Annotated in this window: 23 protein-coding genes; 10 read left to right on the forward strand and 13 right to left on the reverse strand. The window is 63.5% G+C overall.

The window, feature by feature from the left end; translation table 11 throughout:
- Positions 1–2 precede the first annotated feature (2 nt).
- The 5 genes from JQ567_RS24080 to rph all read right to left on the reverse strand — a co-directional run bounded on the left by JQ567_RS24080 (position 3) and on the right by rph (position 4,788).
- Positions 3–845, reverse strand: coding sequence for a hypothetical protein (locus tag JQ567_RS24080; protein WP_212441102.1), 843 nt, complete (start codon positions 843–845; stop codon positions 3–5).
- The gene (locus tag JQ567_RS24085) at positions 842–1,954 is read right to left on the reverse strand and encodes an aminotransferase class I/II-fold pyridoxal phosphate-dependent enzyme (protein WP_212441103.1); all 1,113 of its coding nucleotides are present in this window, start codon (positions 1,952–1,954) and stop codon (positions 842–844) included. Before JQ567_RS24085 ends, JQ567_RS24080 begins: the two co-directional genes overlap by 4 nt.
- Before the next feature lie 317 nt (positions 1,955–2,271).
- Positions 2,272–3,441, reverse strand: a complete 1,170-nt coding sequence (gene hemW, locus JQ567_RS24090; RefSeq protein WP_212441148.1) for a radical SAM family heme chaperone HemW — start codon at positions 3,439–3,441, stop codon at positions 2,272–2,274.
- Positions 3,434–4,063, reverse strand: coding sequence for an RdgB/HAM1 family non-canonical purine NTP pyrophosphatase (gene rdgB, locus JQ567_RS24095; RefSeq protein ID WP_212441104.1), 630 nt, complete (start codon positions 4,061–4,063; stop codon positions 3,434–3,436). The genes hemW and rdgB overlap by 8 nt, the downstream gene beginning before the upstream one ends.
- 11 nt (positions 4,064–4,074) lie before the next feature.
- Positions 4,075–4,788 (reverse strand): ribonuclease PH, encoded by a 714-nt coding sequence (gene rph, locus JQ567_RS24100; protein ID WP_212441105.1) that lies wholly within the window; start codon positions 4,786–4,788, stop codon positions 4,075–4,077.
- Positions 4,789–4,945: 157 nt separating this feature from the next.
- Between rph and hrcA the strand changes: the two genes are divergently transcribed.
- Both hrcA and grpE read left to right on the forward strand, forming a co-directional pair.
- Positions 4,946–6,034, forward strand: a complete 1,089-nt coding sequence (hrcA, locus tag JQ567_RS24105) for a heat-inducible transcriptional repressor HrcA (protein ID WP_192736160.1) — start codon at positions 4,946–4,948, stop codon at positions 6,032–6,034.
- A 192-nt stretch (positions 6,035–6,226) separates the two neighbouring features.
- Positions 6,227–6,826: a nucleotide exchange factor GrpE gene (gene grpE / locus JQ567_RS24110; RefSeq protein WP_212386255.1), complete on the forward strand. Its 600-nt coding sequence runs from the start codon at positions 6,227–6,229 to the stop codon at positions 6,824–6,826.
- 30 nt (positions 6,827–6,856) lie between these two features.
- On the opposite strand, the gene JQ567_RS24115 is transcribed toward grpE, so the two are convergent.
- From JQ567_RS24115 to JQ567_RS24130, 4 genes are all read right to left on the reverse strand, one after another.
- The gene (locus JQ567_RS24115) at positions 6,857–7,291 is read right to left on the reverse strand and encodes a VOC family protein (protein ID WP_312017457.1); all 435 of its coding nucleotides are present in this window, start codon (positions 7,289–7,291) and stop codon (positions 6,857–6,859) included.
- Between the two features lie 71 nt (positions 7,292–7,362).
- Positions 7,363–8,217, reverse strand: a complete 855-nt coding sequence (locus JQ567_RS24120; protein ID WP_212441106.1) for an AraC family transcriptional regulator — start codon at positions 8,215–8,217, stop codon at positions 7,363–7,365.
- 26 nt (positions 8,218–8,243) lie between these two features.
- Positions 8,244–8,969 (reverse strand): bifunctional nicotinamidase/pyrazinamidase, encoded by a 726-nt coding sequence (gene pncA / locus JQ567_RS24125; RefSeq protein WP_212441107.1) that lies wholly within the window; start codon positions 8,967–8,969, stop codon positions 8,244–8,246.
- Positions 8,970–9,082: 113 nt separating this feature from the next.
- Positions 9,083–10,018, reverse strand: coding sequence for a hypothetical protein (locus JQ567_RS24130; protein ID WP_212441108.1), 936 nt, complete (start codon positions 10,016–10,018; stop codon positions 9,083–9,085).
- Between the two features lie 558 nt (positions 10,019–10,576).
- Between JQ567_RS24130 and dnaK the strand changes: the two genes are divergently transcribed.
- The 7 genes from dnaK to dapB all read left to right on the forward strand — a co-directional run bounded on the left by dnaK (position 10,577) and on the right by dapB (position 17,077).
- Positions 10,577–12,478, forward strand: coding sequence for a molecular chaperone DnaK (dnaK, locus tag JQ567_RS24135; protein ID WP_212441109.1), 1,902 nt, complete (start codon positions 10,577–10,579; stop codon positions 12,476–12,478).
- Between the two features lie 142 nt (positions 12,479–12,620).
- Entirely contained in the window at positions 12,621–13,760 is a 1,140-nt protein-coding gene (gene dnaJ / locus JQ567_RS24140; protein ID WP_212441110.1) for a molecular chaperone DnaJ, read from the forward strand.
- 94 nt (positions 13,761–13,854) lie between these two features.
- The gene (locus JQ567_RS24145; RefSeq protein WP_192736168.1) at positions 13,855–14,457 is read left to right on the forward strand and encodes a class I SAM-dependent methyltransferase; all 603 of its coding nucleotides are present in this window, start codon (positions 13,855–13,857) and stop codon (positions 14,455–14,457) included.
- 54 nt (positions 14,458–14,511) lie between these two features.
- Positions 14,512–15,090: an NADPH-dependent FMN reductase gene (locus tag JQ567_RS24150; RefSeq protein ID WP_212441111.1), complete on the forward strand. Its 579-nt coding sequence runs from the start codon at positions 14,512–14,514 to the stop codon at positions 15,088–15,090.
- A gap of 6 nt (positions 15,091–15,096) precedes the next feature.
- Positions 15,097–15,807 carry an orotidine-5'-phosphate decarboxylase gene (gene pyrF / locus JQ567_RS24155; RefSeq protein WP_212441112.1) on the forward strand — a complete coding sequence of 237 codons (711 nt, stop codon included), beginning with the start codon at positions 15,097–15,099 and terminating at the stop codon, positions 15,805–15,807.
- A gap of 32 nt (positions 15,808–15,839) precedes the next feature.
- Positions 15,840–16,142 carry a DUF1330 domain-containing protein gene (locus tag JQ567_RS24160; protein WP_212441113.1) on the forward strand — a complete coding sequence of 101 codons (303 nt, stop codon included), beginning with the start codon at positions 15,840–15,842 and terminating at the stop codon, positions 16,140–16,142.
- A gap of 119 nt (positions 16,143–16,261) precedes the next feature.
- Positions 16,262–17,077 (forward strand): 4-hydroxy-tetrahydrodipicolinate reductase, encoded by an 816-nt coding sequence (gene dapB, locus JQ567_RS24165; RefSeq protein ID WP_212441114.1) that lies wholly within the window; start codon positions 16,262–16,264, stop codon positions 17,075–17,077.
- A gap of 32 nt (positions 17,078–17,109) precedes the next feature.
- Here the strand turns inward: dapB and gpmI are convergent, their stop codons facing one another.
- From gpmI to JQ567_RS24185, 4 genes are all read right to left on the reverse strand, one after another.
- A complete protein-coding gene (gpmI, locus tag JQ567_RS24170; protein WP_212441115.1) occupies positions 17,110–18,642 on the reverse strand; it encodes a 2,3-bisphosphoglycerate-independent phosphoglycerate mutase in 1,533 nt (510 codons plus the stop codon).
- A 192-nt stretch (positions 18,643–18,834) separates the two neighbouring features.
- Positions 18,835–19,356: a DUF1772 domain-containing protein gene (locus JQ567_RS24175; protein WP_212441116.1), complete on the reverse strand. Its 522-nt coding sequence runs from the start codon at positions 19,354–19,356 to the stop codon at positions 18,835–18,837.
- An 80-nt stretch (positions 19,357–19,436) separates the two neighbouring features.
- Positions 19,437–20,333 (reverse strand): bifunctional helix-turn-helix domain-containing protein/methylated-DNA--[protein]-cysteine S-methyltransferase, encoded by an 897-nt coding sequence (locus JQ567_RS24180; protein ID WP_212441145.1) that lies wholly within the window; start codon positions 20,331–20,333, stop codon positions 19,437–19,439.
- Between the two features lie 106 nt (positions 20,334–20,439).
- The gene (locus JQ567_RS24185) at positions 20,440–20,967 is read right to left on the reverse strand and encodes a DUF2244 domain-containing protein (protein ID WP_212441117.1); all 528 of its coding nucleotides are present in this window, start codon (positions 20,965–20,967) and stop codon (positions 20,440–20,442) included.
- Between the two features lie 22 nt (positions 20,968–20,989).
- On the opposite strand from JQ567_RS24185, the gene nth reads away from it, so the two are divergent.
- Entirely contained in the window at positions 20,990–21,754 is a 765-nt protein-coding gene (gene nth, locus JQ567_RS24190; protein WP_212441118.1) for an endonuclease III, read from the forward strand.
- Positions 21,755–21,770: the final 16 nt, after the last annotated feature.

Raw genomic sequence — 21,770 nt, forward strand, 5'->3', positions numbered from 1 at the left:
TATTAGCCCGCTTTCGCGTTCGCGAATTCCGCCTCGTAACGCCGCCGGTTGCTCCAATAGATGTTGGCGAACAGCGCGGCTTCCTGGCGGTAGGGGATGTGGTCGTCGGCATCCTGACCGGCCTGCGCCTCGATCCATGCCGCATGCTGTGCGATCGCGCCCGAGCGATCACCGCGCAACGCCTTGATCTGGAATTCGAACATGTGGCTCTCGATCTCGAGGTACCGATCGTACCAGCAGGTCGACCATTGACGGTTTTGCAGCGCGAAGCGGCGGATCCAACGCTCCGTCAGATCCATCTCGTGTTCGGGCTTTGAGAACATAACGTCGCGCCGCGCTTCCTGCAGCGTTTCGATCGCAACGGGCTTGTTCCTGGCCCACAGCGTCTGCATCGACGGATCGGACAAATAGCGGTCGGCATAGATCGGATGCGCAAAGGCCTGTTCGCGCAAATGCGGCAGTTCGAAATAGACGCGGATTTCCGAACAGACGCTGGCCTTCAGTTCATTGTCTTCCATCTTGCGGTGGAAGGCATCGAATCCGATGCCGGGAAAGTAAGGCATGAACGCCGCGTGGAACATCTCGTGCAGGCGGTAGAGGTCCTCGATCGCGGGATTGTCGTAAGCGCGATTCATGGTGACGCCCCACCATGAACAGAAATGCGCACGCTCCAATCGGTCGTCGGTTGAATCGCAAAACAGCCGCGGCAGGCTTGCGAACTGCTCGACGATGTCGTGGATGAAGCCGCCATCGGTGTGGGAGGCACGGATCGGCGCGCTGCGCCACAGACCGTGCACGTGGCGATGAATTTCCTTCGCATCCGTCAGGACGACCAGGTTTTTCACGATGCGCCTCCGGGAGCGGCGATCGGCCCGGCGGTGCCGATCATTTCGGCCATGACAGGCGTCAGACACAGCCGCAAGCGTGCGTCGGGATCGCCGGCCGGGCGACGCAGGAAATCCGCCAGCGCAGGGTCGGTGGCGTTGGCGTCGGCTTGGGCCAGCACGCTGACGTCGCAGGGCGACAGCGTCAGCCCGAGGCGCCGGCCGATGTGAATAGCCGCGTCGCGCTGAACGGTTTTGTAGCGCCGCGGCAGCTCGAACACGTCGTGACGCTGCAGCAGCGCCATGCCGAGCTGCAGCGAGGTGAGGTTTTTGAACCATTGATTGCCGAACAGGCTCGGCATTGCGTGACGGCAGAGCACGCCGCCGATGCGGTCGTAATAGACCCCGAACGGTTTTGACAGGCTGAACGCCAGCGCCTGTACCGCCGGACTGTCGGCGGCAATTCTTGCGGCAGGCGCTTCGGCAATCGAGCCGACATAGGTGACGTCGAGCAGCACGCGCGACTTTTCGGCGGCGGCGAGCAGCGCCAGAAAAGCATTGGCGTGCGGCCAGACATTGCCATCGATCGCCGATGGCTGGCTCAGGCAGAACAGCGCGTCTTTCGGAAGCGTGCGGCCGACCGCCTGCCATTCGGCGCGTGGATGCTCGATCACGGCGATACCGCAGGCTTCGGCATAGGCCTTGTAGCCCTCATACTCGCCGGCGAAGACGTGCACCTCGGGACTGAATTTTTCGACGCGGGCGCGATTGCCGTAGGCGGTGATGACATGAAACAGCGCCTCGCTGCCGCCGGCAGTAGGATAGCGCCAGGGAAAACAGGCCGCATCGATCGCGACCACGGGCGCCGCCCAACTCATCCAGCGATCGATGAAGGCTTCATGGGTGGCAAATTGTTTTCCGGTCCAGGCGTCGCGGAATTGTTCGAGATGATGACGCCGCGCGGCGTCGGGGCCCGTGACGGCATTGCCGAGAACAAGATTCTTGGCGGCTTCCGTCTCGGGGGTGACCAGCGCATAAACCGTCTTGCTCGCGCCGGCGCTTTTGACGCGGCGGTCGAGCTCGGGATCATGGATCGGCGGGGTGATGGTCCGGTCGTTCACGATCGTCATGCAAATGGCGGTGGGGACAAATCTCTCGGTGCAACCTACCACAGCCGGGCGCGCGCCGCCCAAAACCCTATGCTTTGCCTTATCAAACCCTTACGCGGCGAGATCGCAACGACGTCCCGGCTCTCTCAACACGTCGTCCCGGCCTTGAGCTCAGATGTGCAATTGCACATCGGGGGACCCATAATCCGCAGCCGTTGTTGCAAGAAAAAGGCGTCTGACACCAGCGCTCTCACCGATAGGCCGCGGCGTATGGGTCCCCCGATGCGCAATTGCGCATCTGAGATCGCGCTTCGCTTGTCCGGGACGACGGATAAAATTTACGCGGCGAGATCCGCCACGACCGCATCGAGCACCGGAAAGCCGGCTTGCGTCACCCGCAGCCGGCCATCGGCGTCGACGATGATCGCGCCTTCTTCGCGCAGCACGGCGATCCGGCCGGGATCGAGGGTGCGGCCCGACAGCGCGGCGTAGCGTTTGGGATCGATGCCTTCCGCAAGCCGCAATCCCATCAGCAAAAATTCGTCGGCGCGTTCTTCCGAGTTGAGGACGTCGTCGGTGATGAAGCCATGACCGTTGGCCTCGACCCGCATCAGCCAGGCTTCGGGACGTTTCTCGGTCGCGATCGCGTGTCTTTCGCCATCGATGTCGAGGCGGCCATGCGCGCCCGGACCGATGCCGGCATATTCCTCGCCGCGCCAATAGACGAGATTATGTTTGCACTCCGCGCCCGGCCGCGCGTGGTTGGAAATCTCGTAGGAAGGAAGACCCTGCGCGGCGCAAACATCCTGCGTCACGTCATAGAGCGCGCGGGCGACGGCCTCATCCGGCATCTTCAACTTGCCTGCCGCGTGCAATCCGAAGAACGGCGTGCCTTCCTCGATCGTGAGCTGATAGAGCGACAGATGTTCGGCGGCTTCCGAAATCGCCAGCTTCAGTTCATCGGCCCACATCTGCGGCGTCTGGTCGGGGCGGGCGTAGATCAGGTCGAACGAGTAACGGTCGAACGATTGCCGCGCGATCGCCACCGCATCCAGCGCCTCGCGCGCGCTGTGCAGGCGGCCCAATGCTTTCAATGAAGCATCATCCAGCGCCTGCACACCGAGCGAGACCCGGTTGACGCCGGCCGCGCGATAGCCGCGAAACCGCGTCGCCTCGACGCTGGTGGGGTTGGCTTCCAGCGTCACTTCGACATCACCTGCGACACGCCAGTGTTTGCCGATCGCATCCAGGATGGCGCCTACGGTCTGCGGCGCCATCAGCGACGGCGTGCCGCCGCCGAGGAAGATCGAGGTCACTTCCCGTCCCGGCGCGCGCTCGGCGGAGGTTTCGATCTCGCGCGCAAAGGCACTGACGAACCGCGCCTCGTCGATCGGGGCGTGGCGGACATGGCTGTTGAAATCGCAATACGGGCATTTCGACAGGCAGAATGGCCAGTGCACATAAACGCCGAAAGCCGCTTTGCCCTGAGGGCGGTCGAAGCTAGCCAAGGCAGATCTCCGCCAGTTTGACGAAGGCGCGGGCGCGGTGCGACAGGCCGAGCCCCAGCGGCGGCAGGCCGTGCTTCTCGATGCTGGCCATCTCGCCGAAGGTGCGGCCGTGTCCATCGGGCAGGAACGACGGATCGTAACCGAAACCCTCGGTGCCGCGCGGTGGCCACACCAAAGTTCCATCGACCCGCGCCTCGACCTCGTCGATGTGGCCGTCGGGCCAGGCGACGCACAATGCAGATACGAAATGCGCCTTGCGCTTGTCTGGCGTTTTGGCGCCGCGCTCTTGCAACAGGCGTTCGACCCGCGTCATCGCCGCCATGAAATCCTTGTTCGGACCGGCCCAGCGCGCCGAATAGATCCCGGGCGCGCCGTCCAGCGCATCGATCACGAGGCCGGAATCATCGGCGAAGGCCGGGAGTTGCGCGGCTTTCGCGGCCGCGATCGCCTTGATCGCCGCATTGGCCCGAAACGTCTCGCCGGTCTCCTCGGGCTCATCGAGGCCGAGATCGCCCGCGGAGATCGCCTCGACGCCATGCGGCGCCAGCAATTCGCGCATCTCGGCAAGCTTGCCGGGATTGTGGGTCGCGATCACGAGGCGGCCTGTGATTCGACGGTGCATGATCAATCAGACTACGCGACGGCCATCTTTTGCAAGTCCACCAGACGCGCGACGCCCTTGCGCGCCAGCGCCATCAGCGCCAGGAACTCGTCCTGCGAGAACGGCGTCTTCTCCGCGGTGCCCTGCACCTCGATGATGCGGCCGTCGCCGGTCATGACGAAATTGGCGTCGGTATCGGCCTCGGAATCCTCGGCGTAATCGAGGTCGAGCACCGGCGTGCCGTTGTAAATGCCGCAGGAGATCGCCGCGACATTGTCGCGGAGCACATTGGCTTTCAGCATGTTGCGATTCTTCATCCAGGAGATGCAGTCGGCCAGCGCCACCCAGGCGCCTGTTATCGAGGCGGTGCGGGTGCCGCCATCGGCCTGGATCACGTCGCAATCGACCGTGATCTGCCGCTCGCCGAGCGCCTCGAGGTCGACAGCCGCACGCAAGGAGCGCCCGATCAGGCGCTGGATTTCGACGGTGCGGCCGCCCTGCTTGCCGGCCGCGGCCTCGCGGCGGGTGCGTTCCAGCGTGGCACGGGGCAGCATGCCGTATTCGGCGGTGACCCAGCCGCGGCCCTGACCCTTCAGCCAGGGCGGCAGGCGTTCTTCCAGCGTGGCCGTGACCAGCACATGGGTATCGCCGAATTTCACCATGCAGGAACCTTCGGCGTATTTGACGACGCCGCGTTCCAGCGACACGGGGCGCAGCTCATCGGGCGCACGGCGGCTTGGCCGCATGGGGAATCCTCCAGAAAATCAAGTAAAAGCGGTTCGCGGTGCTTGTAGGAGGGGGAGCGGGCAGCGGCAAGGCCTTTGCCACCTCTTTGGGGTGTAATGCGTGCTTGTCACCGGGCCTCCGGATAGACAGATTAGGGGCAGCTGTGAGGGAGTAATTGTGGCCCACCACGATCCGATTGGCCTGATTGCGCCGAATGCCGGGCTGGCCCAGCTCAATGAGCGCTCGCGCGACATTTTTCGTCAAATCGTCGAGAGTTACCTCGCCACCGGCGAGCCGGTCGGCTCGCGCAACATCTCGCGCCTGATCGCGATGCCGCTGTCGCCGGCCTCGGTGCGCAATGTGATGTCGGACCTCGAACAGCTCGGCCTGATCTACGCGCCGCATACCTCGGCCGGCCGCCTGCCCACGGAACTCGGCCTGCGTTTCTTCGTCGACGCGCTGATGCAGGTCGGCGACCTTACCGAAGACGAGCGGCAGTCGATCCAGACCCAGCTTGCGTCCGTCGGCCGCGCGCAATCGGTCGAGGCGGCGCTCGGCGAAGCCCTGACGCGGTTGTCGGGCCTGACCCGCGCCGCTGCGGTGGTGCTGACAGCGAAATCCAATTCGCGGCTGAAACACATCGAATTCGTGCGGCTGGAGCCGGAACGCGCGCTGGTGGTGCTGGTCAGCGAAGACGGCCAGGTCGAAAACCGCGTGCTGACCCTGCCGCCCGGCGTTCCCTCATCGGCGCTGACGGAAGCCAGCAATTTCCTCAATTCCCGCATTCGCGGCCGTACGCTTGCCGAATCGCGCCTCGAACTCGAAACCGCGCTGACGCAAAGCCGCGCCGAACTCGATCAGCTGACGCAGAAGATCATCGCGGCCGGCATTGCGAGCTGGTCCGGCGGCGAAAGCGAGGACCGCCAGTTGATCGTGCGCGGCCACGCCAATCTGCTCGAGGATCTGCATGCGCTGGAAGATCTGGAGCGCGTGAAGTCGCTGTTCGACGATCTCGAGACCAAGCGCGGCGTCATCGATCTGCTCGGTCGCGCCGAGCGTGCCGAGGGCGTGCGGATCTTCATCGGATCGGAGAACAAGCTGTTCTCGCTGTCCGGTTCCTCCACCATCATCGCGCCCTATAGCGACGCCGCCGGCCGCATCGTCGGGGTGCTCGGCGTGATCGGTCCGACACGGCTCAACTATGCAAGGGTGATTCCGACGGTGGACTATGCCGCGCGCATCGTCAGCCGCATGCTCGGTGGTTAATCCGGCCCGAAAAAGCTTCGCTTTGTTGTTTTGACGCCTTTCCTGGCGCGAACCGGGGCCCACCCCGGATCAGGTCCGGTGCAGGCATCGCTCGAAAACGCCATGGAACGCTTGATTTTCACCCGCTAAAGCACGATATCCCGGGCAGCAAATCCCCATTTGACCGAACCGTTCTTTTGAGAAGGCAGACCTATGACCGATCCCAACCGGCCGAATGATGACGCGGCGGCCCAGAGCGGCGAGCCCGTGGTCTCAAAGCCCTACATCATGCCTGATGATCCCGAAGAAGGGTCGGTCGAGGCGTTGACGAAGGAAGCGGCTGAAGCGCGCGACAAGATGCTGCGCACGCTGGCGGAGATGGAAAATCTGCGCAAACGCACCGCCAAGGAAGTTGCCGATGCGCGTGCTTACGGCATCACCGGCTTCGCGCGCGACATTCTCGATATCGCCGACAATCTGCAACGCGCGCTGGATGCGGTTCCGGAGGAAATGAAGGCCTCGGCCGACCCGGCGCTGAAGGCGTTCATCGAAGGCGTCGAGCTGACCGAGCGGTCGCTGCTCAACACGCTGGAGAAAAACGGCGTCAAGAAATTCGATCCGTCAGGCGAGAAGTTCAATCCGAACTTCCAGCAGGCGATGTACGAAGTCCCTGACGCGTCGGTGCCGGCGGGCACCGTGGTGCAGGTGGTGCAGGCCGGCTTCATGATCGGCGAGCGCGTGCTGCGTCCGGCGCTGGTCGGCGTGTCCAAGGGCGGCGCCAAGGCGGCGCCTGCCGCCGACGTCACGACCTAAGCCGAACGCAATCTAATCACAAGGCTGCGATCAGGCCGGCGCATCCATCGGCTTCTCGTGCGCCTTGGGCCAGTAGGTGCCAAAACTCCAGAGGTTGCCTTCCGGATCCCGGCAGGCGAAATCGCGGCTGCCGTAGTCGGTGTTGTGTAGTTGCATTTCGATTTTGGCGCCTGATGCTTTCACCCTGGCGCACAACGCGTCGGGATCCTCAACGGCGACATACAGCGCGTCGGTGCGGCGGCCAGAGATGTCGCCAACCAGTCTGCCGTATTCATCGTCGCGGGCCTGGCCGAGCATCAGCAGCGAAGCGCCGCAGGCAAGTTGCGCGTGCTGTACCACGCCGTCGCTGCGGTAAACGACATGCTCGGTGAAACCAAGCGCGTCCTTGAGCCAGCGGATCATCGCCTCGGCATCCCTGCAACGCATCGTCGGATAAATGCGCTGCGCGTCGTTGCTATTGGTCACGGCAAACTCCTTGGCTTTCGGCTTCACCGCGCCACTATGCTGATACGGTGCGGCGGCGGCTTGAAGATTTGTTACCAGTCCGAAAGTGCTTGGTTCGGGCGTGTCAGCCGGCTGTCGATCAGCGCCAGACGCCGCGCCCAGGCCGTCGGCGTCTCGCCCGCCAGGTCGGTGAATTCGCGGACCAGATGGGCCTGGTCGGCAAAGCCGCTCTCGGCGGCAATCCCGGCCCAGCCCGGAGCTGTCCCGCTGCGTGCCAGCCGGCAGGCCCGGTGAAAGCGCATCATGCGCGCGATTGATTTGGGCGCGAGGCCAAGCTCGGATCGAAAACGCTCGACCAGATGTTTGCGGCTCCAGCCGATTTCACCGGCCAGCGCCGTGATCCGCGCGCCGCCGGCGGTCAGCGCCAGCCGTCGGTAGGCGAACGCGATCTCCGGCGACGGTAGATGATTGGCGCGGCCGGCGATGAAGTCCTCGAGCAGGTCGAAGCGGTGTTGCCAGCAAGCTGTCGCGCCCATTCTCTCGCGCAATTGCCGGCCGCCGCGGCCGAGCACGTCGCCGATATCGACCATGCGCGCGGCAAGGCCTGCGACGTCACCGCCAAAGAAGCGATAGGCGCCGAGCGGCGTGAAATCCACCTGCACGCATTCGGCACCGCCATCGGACTCGATATGAACAGGGCCGGCGTAGAGGCCCGCGGCGAAGCTTGGCTGGCGGTCGGCCGCATCAGGCTCCCGGCCCAGCGCGATCAGGAACGGGCTGCCGAGGCTGATGATCAGCGGCACGATCAGGTGCGCGGCTTCACGCTGCGAAAACCGGCCACGCGAGGTCTCGCGATAGCCAGTCATTCCCGTGATCAGGCCGGCCGTACGCTGTGAGGGCGCACGGCGGATCATCTCGAACGCAAGGGGTGCGCCTAAATCCGGCATTGCCACTCTCTGCGCGAGAGAACGTCCTAAACCGCGATATCGCTGGACTGGATGCGCTTGACGCCGGCTTCGCCCATATCGGCCCAGGCTTTCGCGAGCGAGCCCTGGGTGTCGATGCCGCGGCAGGCGTCTTCGATTACATAGGTTTCAAAACCGGCCTTGCGGGCGTCGAGCGCGCTCCATGCCACGCAAAAATCGGTGGCGAGACCGGCGAGGAACACGCGTTCCACCTTGCGCGCCTTCAAATAGGCGGCAAGCCCGGTCGTGGTCTTGCCATCGGCTTCGGTGAAGGCCGAATAGCTGTCGACGTCCTTGTTGGAGCCCTTGCGGATGACAAGTCCGGCATGGGCGATCGAGAGGTCCTTTGACAGCGCAGCGCCTTCGGTGCCCTGCACGCAGTGATCGGGCCACAGCACCTGCTTGCCGTAGGGCAGGTCGATCGTCTCGAACGGCTTCTTGCCGGAATGCGTTGTGGCGAACGAGACATGGCCTGATGTGTGCCAGTCCTGCGTCAGCACGACGTTGGCAAAGCTCTTGGCGATGCGGTTGATGACGGGAACGACCTGGTCGCCATCTTTCACCGCGAGGCTGCCGCCCGGCAGGAAGCAGTTCTGAACGTCGATCACCAGCAATGCCGACGCATTGTCGGGTTTGATCGACGCGGCCAAAGCTGCCTTCGGAAGAATGGTCGCCATTGCCGCCGTGCCGAGAATTGTGCCGAAGCCCGTGAGAATTTGCCTGCGCTCGAACATGGTGCATCTCCCTGTCAAAGAGGTCAACACCAGCAAATCAGGTCGCAGGCAGAGCGTAAAGCGGCTTTAGGCGGCGGCCTTCGGCTGAATCTTCGGCACCGAACGGGTCATGTTTAGCGCGGGCGAATTCCGTCTCGCACGGCGCGGAAACGCGTGAATGCGCCGGCCCAACCCTCGCGCGGCGAGCTGCCGATGATGCGCAGCGAATTCTGGCCGCCGAACCGCAACCATTGCACGATCGTCACCGGCGTATTGTCCTTGCCGCTGATGGCATCGATGCGGGTTTCGTACCCGGGCTGGCCGTCGATGCGGACCGCCTCCGACATCGTGATCCGCCCATCGCGTACGCCGGGAATCGTCGTAGCCATCTGCTGGGCAAAACGTCCGCGGTCGTCGGGCTGTGCGGGCGCGGATCCGACCAGGCCGACGATCATGAAGGGCGCGGTTTCAAAACCGCTTTTTTCGTCGCCATCGGCAATGATCAGCGCGGCGCCCGGCGCCAGCGTGCGGACCGTCTTGAAATTGCTGAGCTCGGCCATCCTGAACGGCATCAGCCCGAGCTGCTCATCGACCGGAACTTCGTTTCGGATCACGGCGGAAGCGAACATCTGGCGTACGGCGTCGTCGGTGTAGATCCGGGAAGCATTCTCCGGCACCTGCACGGCGACGTAGCCGGAGAAGGTTGGACCCGGCACGATCATCGAGTAGCGCCGGACATTGGTGGCGCCGTCCTTGGCGTTCTCAGCGGTGTAATAGGCGAGCCCCGCCGCCGTCTCGATGCTCTCCGGCTTGATGCCGCCGGTGCCGCCGGGATTTGCCTTGAAAGCATTGGCGACCTCGCCATAGGCCTCGGCGGGCAGGTCCGCCACCAGCACCTTGACGCCCTGATCCTCGGTCTCGAAGCCGACGAATGATCTGGCTTTGACCAGGCCGACCAGCGGCGTCATGCCGACCCGCGCGCCCGGCGGAAAAACCGGGTCGGCGGCGAACGCGGCGCAGGTCGCGGCGATGGTAAGGGCAACCGCAGCGAGGTATCGAACAGGCTTCATGAAGGGTCTACCGGGTTTACATTGAGGCCGTTCAATGGTCGGCCAGCGCAGCCCTCAAGGGTTCGAGGGCTTGGTTTAGTCAGCCCGCTTTTAGCGGTTTTGATGTCCCAGCAACAGGGCAGGGCGGGCGTCCGTTCCCTCATCACGTTCCGAAACACCGGAATTTTCGCGCGATATGGCGGGCTAGCCAAACGTTTTCGGGCAGTTTTGGCGGCGTGCCGGACAGTCGGCCAGGTCCGCGCAGCGGCCAAATACCGCGCTGGTGGCGATCCGCGTTGGCCGGGTTTTGGGGACGTGGTGATGAGTGCGTCCTCACCTTCTTGCCCATTTGTTAACACGGCTGAGGGCCCTGAACCTTGACCTGCCCTGAGCTGACACAATCTTTCAAACGTCAGCATTTTCAGGCCCTAAGGTTGCGTTCGGTCCTTGCGGGCAGGACCCCCCCTCCTATATGAGGCTCACCGTCGCAATATCGCGAGTAATTGATCGTTGGGGGTTCGGTTAGGTGCGCCGTCCAGGGCCCAGCCAACCTGCCGCAAAAAGAAGGATATGAGGACCATGGGAAAGGTCATTGGGATCGATCTCGGCACCACCAATTCGTGCGTCGCCGTAATGGATGGCAAGACAGCTAAAGTCATCGAGAACGCAGAGGGCATGCGCACGACCCCGTCGATCGTCGCTTTCAGCGATGATGGCGAGCGCCTCGTCGGCCAGCCTGCCAAGCGTCAGGCGGTGACCAATCCCGAGCGCACCTTCTTTGCGGTCAAGCGCCTCGTCGGCCGCCGCTATGACGACCCGATGGTCGAGAAGGACAAGAAGCTCGTCCCCTATAAAATCGTCAAGGCATCGAACGGCGACGCCTGGGTCGAAGCCGACAGCAAGACCTACTCGCCCTCGCAGGTCTCCGCCTTCATCCTGCAGAAGATGAAAGAGACCGCGGAAGCCCATCTCGGCCAGAAGGTCGAGCAGGCCGTCATCACGGTTCCCGCCTATTTCAACGACGCGCAACGTCAGGCCACCAAGGACGCCGGCAAGATCGCCGGCCTTGAAGTGCTGCGCATCATCAACGAGCCGACCGCGGCCGCGCTCGCCTATGGCCTCGACAAGACCAAGGCCGGCACCATTGCGGTGTACGACCTCGGCGGCGGCACCTTCGACGTCTCGATTCTCGAGATCGGCGACGGCGTGTTCGAGGTGAAGTCCACCAACGGCGACACATTTTTGGGCGGTGAAGACTTCGACATGCGGCTCGTCAGCTATCTGGCCGATGAGTTCCAGAAGGAGCAGGGCATCAACCTGCGCAACGACAAGCTTGCCTTGCAGCGCCTGAAAGAGGCCGCCGAAAAGGCCAAGATCGAATTGTCCTCGACCACGCAGACCGAAATCAATTTGCCGTTCATCACGGCCGATCAGACCGGTCCGAAGCATCTGACGATGAAGCTGACCCGCTCCAAGTTCGAGGCGCTGGTCGACGATCTCGTGCAGAAGACCATCGAGCCGTGCCGCAAGGCGCTGAAGGATGCGGGCCTCACCGCCGCCGAGATCGGCGAAGTGGTGCTGGTCGGCGGCATGACGCGCATGCCGAAGGTTCAGGAAGTGGTGAAGCAGCTGTTCGGCAAGGAGCCGCACAAGGGCGTCAACCCGGACGAAGTCGTCGCCATCGGCGCGGCGATCCAGGCCGGCGTGCTGCAGGGCGACGTCAAGGACGTGCTGCTGCTCGACGTGACCCCGCTGTCGCTCGGCATCGAGACGCTGGGTGGCGTGTTCACCCGCATCATCGACCGCAACACCACGATCCCGACCAAGAAGAGCCAGGTGTTCTCGACCGCCGAGGACAACCAGAACGCCGTCACCATCCGCGTCTTCCAGGGCGAGCGTGAAATGGCGGCCGACAACAAGGTGCTCGGCCAGTTCGACCTGATGGGCATTCCGCCGTCGCCGCGCGGCATGCCGCAGATCGAGGTGACCTTCGACATCGACGCCAACGGCATCGTCAACGTCTCGGCCAAGGACAAGGCGACCGGCAAGGAACAGCAGATCCGGATTCAGGCCTCCGGCGGCCTGTCGGACGCCGACATCCAAAAGATGGTCAAGGACGCCGAGGCCAATGCGGCCGAGGACAAGAAGCGCCGCGAGGCGGTCGACGCCAAGAACCATGCCGACAGCCTGGTGCATTCCACCGAGAAGGCGCTGGCCGAACACGGTTCGAAGGTCGAGGAGAGCGAGCGCCGTTCCATCGAGGACGCCGTCAGCGACCTCAAGGAAGCGCTGAAGGGCGACGACGCCGAGGCGATCAAGGCCAAGACCAACACGCTGGCGCAGGCTTCGATGAAGCTCGGCGAGGCCATGTACAAGCAGCAGGCCGAAGCCGACGCCAAGAAGGATGCGGCCAAGGATGACGTCGTCGACGCGGAGTTCACCGAGGTCGACGACGACAAGAACAACAAGAAGTCGGCGTAAGCGAGCTTTCGATCATGACCCTCACACCAAAGAGCGCCTGCTGCGTCTCGATGGGTGGGGGTCATTTTTCGTTAAGCGCGAGGCGGCATCCTGAAAAATGCACCCTTGCGGCATGAAGACGAAATTCGGACGGATCTGACGGATGTCCACCAAGCGCTGCTATTACGAAACCCTTGAAGTCGAACGGAGCGCGGACGATTCCAAGCTCAAGGCGGCCTTCCGCAAGCTCGCGATGAAATGGCATCCGGACAAGAATCCGGGCGATGCCTCCAGCGAAGTGAAGTTCAAGGAAATCAACGAAGCCTATGAGGTCCTGAAGGACGGCGACAAGCGCGCCGCCTATGACCGCTACGGCCACGCGGCGTTCGAGCAGGGCATGGGTGGCGGCGGGCCCGGATTCGGCGCCGGCTTCGCCTCGTCATTCTCGGATATTTTCGAGGATCTGTTCGGCATGGCCGGACAACGCGGCCGCGGTGGCGGTGGCCGCGAGCGCGGCGCCGACCTGCGCTACAATATGGAAATCACGCTCGAGGAAGCCTTCCTCGGCAAGACCGCCCAGATCGAGATTCCGGTTTCGGTCACCTGCGAATCCTGTTCCGGCACCGGTGCCAAGGCCGGCACCAAGCCGAAGACCTGTTCGCTGTGCGGCGGGCAGGGAAGGGTGCGGCAGGCGCAGGGCTTCTTCACGCTGGAACGGACCTGTCCGGGCTGTCAGGGCCGCGGCCAGATGATCGAAGACCCCTGTCCCTCCTGCGCGGGCTCGGGCCGGGTGACGCGCGACCGGACCCTGTCGGTCAACATTCCGCAAGGCGTCGAGGACGGCACCCGCATTCGCCTCGCCGGCGAGGGCGAAGCCGGCGTCCGCGGTGGACCGCCCGGCGATCTCTATATTTTCCTGTCGCTGGCGACCCACGAATTCTTCCAGCGCGACGGCGCCGACCTGCATTGCCGGGTCCCGATCTCGATGGTGGCGGCCGCCCTTGGCGGCGAATTCGAGGTGCCGACCATCGACAAGGGCAAGACCAAGGTGAAGGTGCCGTCGGGAACACAGTCCGGCCGGCGATTCCGCATCGCATCAAAAGGCATGCCGGTGCTCCGTTCGCGCCAGACCGGCGACATGTATGTGCAGGTGATGGTCGAAACGCCGCAAAATCTGACCAAGAAGCAGCAGGAATTGCTGGTCGAGTTCGAAAAGCTGTCGTCGGGTGCAACCCAGCCGGAGGCGGCGGGTTTCTTTACTAAGGTCAAGGACTTCTTCGGTAGCCGCGCTGCCCCGCAGTAAGCCTTTTGCTTGACCATAAGAGCCGCGACCTATACCTCTTTATGACTGTTTTCTGACATAACCGCCGTTCGCGGGTCCCCCGCCTGGTAGCGACATGCCTCTGCAATCGTCCGTGCGTGCGTTGAAGAAACCTCTCCGTCTTGACGACGAGGTGCGTTTTCTCCGTTCATGGATCGAAAAGCCGCTGCACATGGGCGCGGTGATGCCGTCCAGCAAGCTGCTCGCGCGCACCATGGCGCAATATGTCGACGTCGATTCGAAAGGACCGGTCGTCGAACTTGGCCCCGGCACCGGCGCGATCACCAATGCGCTGATCGAACATGGCGTCGATCAGAAGCGTCTCGTGCTGGTTGAATATAATCCGGGCTTCTGCGCGCTGCTGCGCGACCGTTATCCGCACGCCAAAGTGGTGCAGGGCGACGCCTACAAACTTCGCGACTCGCTTTTGAAGGTTCTCGACGTGCCGGCCTCCGCCGTGGTCTCCGGCCTGCCGCTGGTTACAAAGCCGATGCTGACGCGCCTCAAACTGATCCGCGACGCCTTTACGGCGCTGGCACCTGGTGCGCCCTTCGTGCAGTTCACCTATTCGGTTGCGCCGCCGATCCCGAAATCGCTGCCCGGCGTGTCCACAGAAGCTTCCGAGCGGATCTGGATGAACCTTCCGCCCGCCCGGGTCTGGGTGTATCGCAAGGGCTGATACCTCCCGGCGCGTCTGCGCGGCGGGTCTGGCCCGAACCGCGATTTATAAAATATGTCCGCGCTCAAAATCCTCGTGATCCCGGGATCGCTTCGATCAGGCTCGCTCAATGCGAGGCTGGCGGCCGCCGCCAGCCAAGAGCTCGCGCTATCCGGCGCCGAAGTCACCCGCATCTCGCTGTCGGATTTTCCGCTGCCAATCTATGACGGCGACCTGCAGGCGAAATCCGGCGTGCCCAAGCACGCGGTCAATCTGAAGCGCATGATCGGCGCCCATCATGGCGTCCTGATCGTGACGCCGGAATATAATTCGTCGGTGCCGGCGCTGGTCAAAAACACCATCGACTGGATCAGCCGGGTGCAGGACCCGCATGAAACCCGCGGCCAGGTATTTCGCGGCGCCGTGTTTGCGATCGCATCGGCCTCCGGCGGGCGGTTCGGCGGCGCGCGCGCGCTGGCGGCGCTGCGCCTCATTCTGTCGGCCTGTCACGCCAGCGTGGTTCCGAACCAGCTCGCATTGTCGTTCGCGGACCAGGCCTATGACGAGATGGACCGTCTGAAACATCCTGCCGATGTCGAGGCGCTGCAGGCGCTGGTGCGGCAGCTGATCGACCATTCCCAACGCATGATGTGAGGTGACATGCAGCCTGCCAGTATCGCTCCGAAAGACCGGTTGATTGTGGCGCTCGATCTGCCCGGCGTCGCCGAGGCGGAAGCGATGGTGGCGCGGCTCGGCGACAGCGTGACGTTCTACAAGATCGGCTATCAGCTGGCCTATGCCGGCGGCTTGCCGCTGGTCCGTCAATTATCCGGCGCGGGCAAGAAGGTGTTCGTCGATCTCAAGCTGCACGATATCGGCAACACCGTTGCACGCGGTGTCGAGAGCATCGCAAAACTCGGCGCGACCTTTCTCACCGTGCACGCCTATCCGCAGACCATGAAAGCCGCCGTCGAGGCGCGCGCGGGCTCAAGCCTGAAGATTCTCGCCGTCACCGTGCTGACCTCCTATGACGACGGCGATCTGCATGCCGCCGGCTATCGCCTCAACGTCTCCGATCTGGTCGAGGCGCGCGCCCAGCAGGCGCAGGTGCTCGGCGTCGACGGGCTGGTGAGCTCGCCGGAAGAGGCGGCGAGCTTGCGCAAGATCGTCGGCCACCAGATGAACCTGGTGACGCCGGGCATCCGGCCGGCGGGCTCTGCGACCGGCGACCAGAAGCGCATCATGACACCGGCGCGCGCGATTGCCGCCGGCGCGGATTATCTGGTGGTGGGACGGCCGGTCACCGAGGCCGCCGACCCCAAAGCCGCCGCGGATGCCATTCAAACCGAAATCGCGCAGGCGCTGGCGTAGTCAATCAGCGCGACAAGAAACGGGAGAGCAAGATGGCCAAGGGATACTGGATCGGTCGCGTCGACGTTCACGATGACGAGGGCTACAAGCCCTATGCGGCGGCCAATCTCGCGATCTTCAAGAAGTTCGGCGGGCGCTATGTCGTGCGCGGCGGCAAGTTCACCGGCGTCGAGGGTCAAAGCCGCTCGCGCAACGTGGTGATCGAGTTCGACAGCTACGACGCGGCGATGGCCTGCTACAATTCACCGGAATACCAGGCCAACATCAAGGTTCGGCAGCCGCACTCGATTGCCGAGCTGATCGTGATCGAAGGCTATGACGGCCCGCAGCCATAGCCGGGAGTCATTCAACTTTTCCGTCATGCCCGGGACAAGCCCGGGCATGACGAGGGACCCGGGCCTGATCGGTTGCCGGAATGGCCCCATACCGCTATAGGGCGTGAAGAGGTGAAGCCATGGCCGACATGCGTTTGATCGTAGCTGGAGCCGGCGGCCGGATGGGCCGCGCGCTGGTGCGGGTCATTTCGGAGACGTCAGGTGCGGTTCTTGCCGGCGCGCTGGAGGCGCCGGGTTCGGAACTGCTGGGCAAGGATTCCGGCATCCTCGCCGGCCTGCCCGAAAATGGCGTCAAACTCTCGGCCGACCTCTGGGCGCTCTCGGCGAACGCCGACGGCATTCTCGATTTCACGGTTCCCGCCGCCACCATCGCCAATGTGGCGATCGCCGCCGAACGGAAGCTGGTGCATGTGGTCGGAACCACGGGGTTGTCGAGCTCCGACATGGCCGTGATCAAGAGCGTGACCTCCCGGGCCATCGTCGTGCAATCCGGCAATATGAGCCTCGGCGTCAATCTGCTGGCGGCGCTGGTGAAGCGCGTCGCACAATCGCTCGATACCGATTTCGATATCGAGATCCTGGAGATGCATCACAAGGCCAAGGTCGATGCGCCGTCGGGCACCGCGCTGATGCTGGGTGAGGCCGCCGCCGCGGGCCGCGGCGTCGATCTTGCCCTTCATTCGGCGCGCGGACGCGACGGCATCACCGGTGCACGCAAGGCCGGCGATATCGGCTTTGCGGCGCTGCGCGGCGGCACCGTCACCGGCGAACACAGCGTAATCTTCGCCGGTGCGATGGAGCGCATCGAGCTGACCCACCGGGCCGAGGACCGCACCATGTTTGCGCAAGGTGCGGTCAAGGCGGCGTTGTGGGCGCAGGGCAAGACGCCCGGCCTGTATTCGATGGCCGATGTGCTGGGCCTCGGGGACTTCTGAAATTCGACGACGTGCCGAATGCGTAGCTTGAATTAGCCTTGCTTGCTCGGGCGCAGCAACGACATGCCGGTCATGTCAGCCGGTTTGGGCAACTGCATCAGGTCGAGCAGTGTCGGCGCAATGTCCGCCAGCCGGCCTTCCGCCAAGGTCACGTCGCCGCCGCCCTGCAGCAGCAGGGGCACCGGGTTCGTCGTGTGAGCTGTATGCGGACCGCCGGTGACGGGGTCGCGCATCATTTCGCAATTGCCGTGATCGGCGGTCACCAGCAGCGCTCCGCCGGATCGTTGAATCGCCTCCGATATTTTCCCAAGCGCGGTATCCACGGTTTCCACCGCCTTGATCGCAGCCGCCAGGTTTCCCGAGTGGCCCACCATGTCCGGATTGGCGTAGTTCAGGACGATCAAATCGTACTTGCCGGAGTCGATCGCCTCCACCGCCTTCGCCGTCAGCTCGGCAGCCGACATTTCCGGTTGCAGGTCATAGGTCGCGACCTTGGGCGAGGGCACCATGATGCGGTCTTCGCCGGGAAAAGGTTCTTCCCGTCCACCGTTGAGAAAATAGGTGACGTGGGGATATTTCTCCGTTTCGGCCATCCGCAATTGGGTCCGGTTGGCCGCTGATGTGACTTCGCCGAGGATGTTTGGAAACGCCTGCGGCGGAAATATCGTCTGCATCAGCCGGTCCAGATCAGAGCTGTATTGCGTCATTCCAACGGCGGCGGCGTACCGGACGCTGTGTCTGCGTTTGAAGCCGTCAAACGACGGATCGAGCATCGCACCAAGAATCTCGCGGACGCGATCGGCGCGAAAGTTGAAGCTCAGCACGCCGTCGCCATCCCTGATGCCGGCGTAATCGCCGATCACCGACGGTACGACGAACTCGTCGGTGACATCATGCGCATAGGCGTCAGATATTGCCGATTGTGCGTCGGCGAAGCGCGGACCTTCACCCTCGACGATGGCGTCATAGGCTTTGCCAACGCGTTCCCAGCGTTTGTCGCGGTCCATCGCATAATATCGACCGACCACGGTTGCGATCGGAACCTGTGGCGGCAGCGCAGCGCTCAGCCGCTTCAAATCATCGGCCCCTGATCTCGGCGGTGTATCGCGTCCGTCCGTGAGTGCGTGTACGACCGCCGGCACGCCGTGCTCAGCGAGGATGGCGGCCAGTGCGGCGACGTGATCCTGATGCGAATGGACGCCGCCCGGCGACACCAGGCCGATCAGATGACAGGTGCCGCCGCTCTGCTTCAGCGCCTGGACCAGCGCGCTGAGCGCCGTTGCGGACTTGATTTCGCCAGACGCAATGGCGTCGTTGATCCGCGGCAGGTCCTGCATCACGACGCGGCCCGCACCGATGTTCAGGTGCCCCACTTCGGAATTGCCCATCTGCCCATCGGGCAGCCCGACATCCCGTCCAGACGTCCTCAGGAAGGCGCGCGGACCCGCGTTCCACAGGCGGTCGAAATTCGGTGTATTGGCCTGACGAACAGCATTGTCGGCCGGATCCTCCCGCCAACCCCAACCATCCAATATCGCTAGCATCACCGGGCGGCGTTTCTGCATCGACGGGCCTTTCGCTGTTTACCCCGGGCGGTTGTGAGCGATCGATACGCGATCGTCAATCGAGGTGCGCATTCACTGTTCCCGCCAAGCGCTCTGCGACCTCGACATATCAGCCATGGGCAATAGGTAATCGGGCCGAAGGTCGATTTGGCGAGGTGATTTGTAGGGTGGGCAAGCTTCGCTTTGCCCACCCTACGATCTGACGCCGGAACTGATCGCCACCGGTGCGCGTGAGATCAACATGACGAGGGTTGCCGTGAACGCCGCCAGCGTCAGCACGGACATGACCATGCGCAGCGCATTCCAGAACATCCAGGGTTCGAGATAGGCCCGCCAGATAGCGGCGGCGTTCTCCGTGGTCGGTACGACGGTTGCGAGACTTTCGTTCAGCGGCACGCTGTAAAGCAGCGTCACCATGAATGCGCCGAGGCCATAAATGGCCGTGCCGAGAAGGGCGAGCGCCAGCGGCCAGCCGCCTGCGCCGATCAGCAAAAGGGTCGCGAAAGCTCCGAACCCCAACGTGCCGAAAAAGCTGAACGCGAAAACGGCGTTGCGAACGACCGCATTGATGCCCTGCATCGCCTTGATCGCCGATACGGCATCGGTCGCCGCGAGACCCGGCATGACAGAGCAATGATAGGCGTAGAAGAATCCGGCGACCAGCGCAGCAGCAAGAACAGAAAGTGCAAGACAGGAGAGCCGCAGCAATTGCATTTTTATGAAAACCCGACCGGTCACCGTCCTGACCAGGCGATCCTAAAGTTCGCGTCGCGGCGTGTCACATCACATTCTGTCTAATGCAATCCCACCTGGCCGGCTTCCCAGCCCAGCATCGCCTGCTTGCGGGTGATGCCCCAGTGATAGCCGGTGAGCGCGCCGCCCTTGCCGAGTGCGCGATGGCAGGGCACCACGAACGACACCGGGTTGCGGCCGACCGCAGCACCAACGGCACGAGAGGCCTTTGGATTCTTGATCTTGTTGGCGATGTCGGAATAGCTGACCGCGCGGCCCATCGGGATCTTCAGCAAGGTTTCCCAGACGCGGACCTCGAAGTCAGTACCGATCAGGACCACGCGCAGCGGCTGGTCCGGCCGCCACATCCTGGTGTCGAAGATGCGCTGCGCGAGACCGGCCGTGCCGTCGCGATCCTCGACATAGGTCGCGTTCGGCCAGCGCCGCTTCATGTCGGCGAAAGATGCCGGCTCCTCGCCGGGATCGGCGAACGCAAGCCCGGCAAGGCCGCGGCCGCTGGCGATCACGATGGCAGTGCCGAACGGCGAGGGATGGAATCCGTAACGCAGCGTCATGCCGGCGCCGCCGTTCTTCCATTCGCCCGGCGACATCGCTTCATGCGTCACGAACAGGTCGTGCAGCCGGCCCGGACCCGACAGGCCCGAGTCGAGCGCGGCGTCGAGCACACTGGCCGAACCCCGCAACAACCCCTTGGCGTGATCGAGCGTCAGCGCCTGCATGAAGTCCTTTGGCGTTAGCCCGGCCCAGCGGCGGAACAGAAGGTGTAATTCATCTGGCGTCACCGAGGCGGCATCCGCCATCGCTTCGATGGTCGGCTGCGCGCGCCAGTGTTCCGAAATGAAGGCGATCGCGCGGCGCACGGAATCATAGTCGCGCAGCGCGGCGTTCTGGGGGCCCGGCTTGGCCAGGCGCTGGTCATGTATGGCGAGTGTCATCATGGGATCAGATTTAGGGCTCATCCGACGTCCAAACCACCCGATTTCCGATAGGGATTACATAGCGTTTTCAAGCGAAGTGGGCACCGGTTCGCGTGAAGAAAACGCGTCAAGGCTGCGTTATGGGATTGTAGGTGATGCCACGTTTGGCGGTCTGTAGCGCTGCCAGTAAGGCCTTGGCAAAGCTTGCTTTTTCGTCGGGTCCCAAAAAATACCCGACCGAGACGCGGCGGCCGCGCGAGACCAGATAAAGCCGCTCGATGCCGAATTCGGGGTCGCCCGTCTGGTCAAGCCGCACCCAGAGCGGATTGAGCACCCATTCCACCACATGGCCGCGATGGCTGATCCGGCGCACCCGCAGCTCCGACGGCGTCACCGTGATTTCCTCCGACGCATTGGCGCTGCGGAAATTGACCCGGAACGCCCAGTAGATCACGAGCACGTCGAGCCCGAAGAATCCGAACACCGGCCAGGCGCCCATCAACAGAAACGCGACGCCGGCGACAAAGCTCACCGCACATAGGAATGCCATCAGCACCAGGAAGCCGGTGCGGTTGAGCGAGCGATGCGGCGTCAGCCGCGCCGAAAACAGCTTCGGCTGGTCAACATCCCGATCAAAGTCGTTGCTTGCGGTCATCGCGGATCAGTATACCCGGATCATGGCCAAAATCATCCGCGCTAAAGCTGCCAAAAAACCAAGCGTTCCGTCCGTGCCCGGTAAAACCGCAAGGAAAACAGCCAAAAAGGCCACGGCCAAGCCCGTGGCGAAGCGATCACCAAAGGCAAAACCGTGGACCTCAGCCGAGGTGCACGAGGTCTTCAGCCGCTTTCGCAAGGCCAATCCGGAGCCGAAAGGCGAGCTCGAACATCTCAATCCCTACACGCTGCTGGTCGCCGTGGTGCTGTCGGCGCAGGCGACCGACGCCGGCGTCAACCGTGCGACGCGGGCCCTGTTTGCGGTGGCCGATACGCCCGAGAAGATGCTGGCGCTCGGCGAAGACACCGTGCGCGACTACATCAAGACCATCGGGCTTTATCGCAACAAGGCCAGGAACGTCATCGCGCTATCCGAGAAGCTGATTGCGGAATTCGGCGGCGAGGTGCCGCGCACCCGCGCCGAGATCGAAACGCTGCCCGGCGCCGGCCGCAAGACCGCCAATGTCGTGCTCAACATGGCCTTTGGGGAGCACACGATGGCTGTCGATACCCACGTGTTCCGCGTCGGCAATCGCACGGGATTGGCGCCCGGCAATAACGTGCTCGAGGTCGAGCTCGGGCTGGAAAAGATAATCCCGTCCGAGTTCATGCTGCACGCCCACCACTGGCTGATCCTGCACGGCCGCTACACCTGCCTCGCGCGAAAGCCGCGCTGCGAGGTGTGTTTGATCAACGATCTCTGCCGCTGGCCGGAGAAGACGGTGTGAGGTCACTGTCCGTCAT

Origin of the sequence: Bradyrhizobium sp. AUGA SZCCT0431, from assembly GCF_018131065.1 — a bacterium.
GTDB lineage: Bacteria > Pseudomonadota > Alphaproteobacteria > Rhizobiales > Xanthobacteraceae > Bradyrhizobium.

Bases quoted from the DNA above. Each gene is read 5' to 3' on its own strand.
- JQ567_RS24085 (WP_212441103.1), bottom strand. From the start codon at position 1,954: ATGACGATCGTGAACGACCGGACCATCACCCCGCCGATCCATGATCCC.
- rdgB (WP_212441104.1), bottom strand. From the start codon at position 4,063: ATGCACCGTCGAATCACAGGCCGCCTCGTGATCGCGACCCACAATCCC.
- rph (WP_212441105.1), bottom strand. From the start codon at position 4,788: ATGCGGCCAAGCCGCCGTGCGCCCGATGAGCTGCGCCCCGTGTCGCTG.
- grpE (WP_212386255.1), top strand. From the start codon at position 6,227: ATGACCGATCCCAACCGGCCGAATGATGACGCGGCGGCCCAGAGCGGC.
- JQ567_RS24120 (WP_212441106.1), bottom strand. From the start codon at position 8,217: ATGCCGGATTTAGGCGCACCCCTTGCGTTCGAGATGATCCGCCGTGCG.
- pncA (WP_212441107.1), bottom strand. From the start codon at position 8,969: ATGTTCGAGCGCAGGCAAATTCTCACGGGCTTCGGCACAATTCTCGGC.
- JQ567_RS24130 (WP_212441108.1), bottom strand. From the start codon at position 10,018: ATGAAGCCTGTTCGATACCTCGCTGCGGTTGCCCTTACCATCGCCGCG.
- dnaK (WP_212441109.1), top strand. From the start codon at position 10,577: ATGGGAAAGGTCATTGGGATCGATCTCGGCACCACCAATTCGTGCGTC.
- dnaJ (WP_212441110.1), top strand. From the start codon at position 12,621: ATGTCCACCAAGCGCTGCTATTACGAAACCCTTGAAGTCGAACGGAGC.
- JQ567_RS24145 (WP_192736168.1), top strand. From the start codon at position 13,855: ATGCCTCTGCAATCGTCCGTGCGTGCGTTGAAGAAACCTCTCCGTCTT.
- JQ567_RS24150 (WP_212441111.1), top strand. From the start codon at position 14,512: ATGTCCGCGCTCAAAATCCTCGTGATCCCGGGATCGCTTCGATCAGGC.
- pyrF (WP_212441112.1), top strand. From the start codon at position 15,097: ATGCAGCCTGCCAGTATCGCTCCGAAAGACCGGTTGATTGTGGCGCTC.
- JQ567_RS24160 (WP_212441113.1), top strand. From the start codon at position 15,840: ATGGCCAAGGGATACTGGATCGGTCGCGTCGACGTTCACGATGACGAG.
- dapB (WP_212441114.1), top strand. From the start codon at position 16,262: ATGGCCGACATGCGTTTGATCGTAGCTGGAGCCGGCGGCCGGATGGGC.
- gpmI (WP_212441115.1), bottom strand. From the start codon at position 18,642: ATGCAGAAACGCCGCCCGGTGATGCTAGCGATATTGGATGGTTGGGGT.
- JQ567_RS24175 (WP_212441116.1), bottom strand. From the start codon at position 19,356: ATGCAATTGCTGCGGCTCTCCTGTCTTGCACTTTCTGTTCTTGCTGCT.
- JQ567_RS24180 (WP_212441145.1), bottom strand. From the start codon at position 20,333: ATGATGACACTCGCCATACATGACCAGCGCCTGGCCAAGCCGGGCCCC.
- JQ567_RS24185 (WP_212441117.1), bottom strand. From the start codon at position 20,967: ATGACCGCAAGCAACGACTTTGATCGGGATGTTGACCAGCCGAAGCTG.
- nth (WP_212441118.1), top strand. From the start codon at position 20,990: ATGGCCAAAATCATCCGCGCTAAAGCTGCCAAAAAACCAAGCGTTCCG.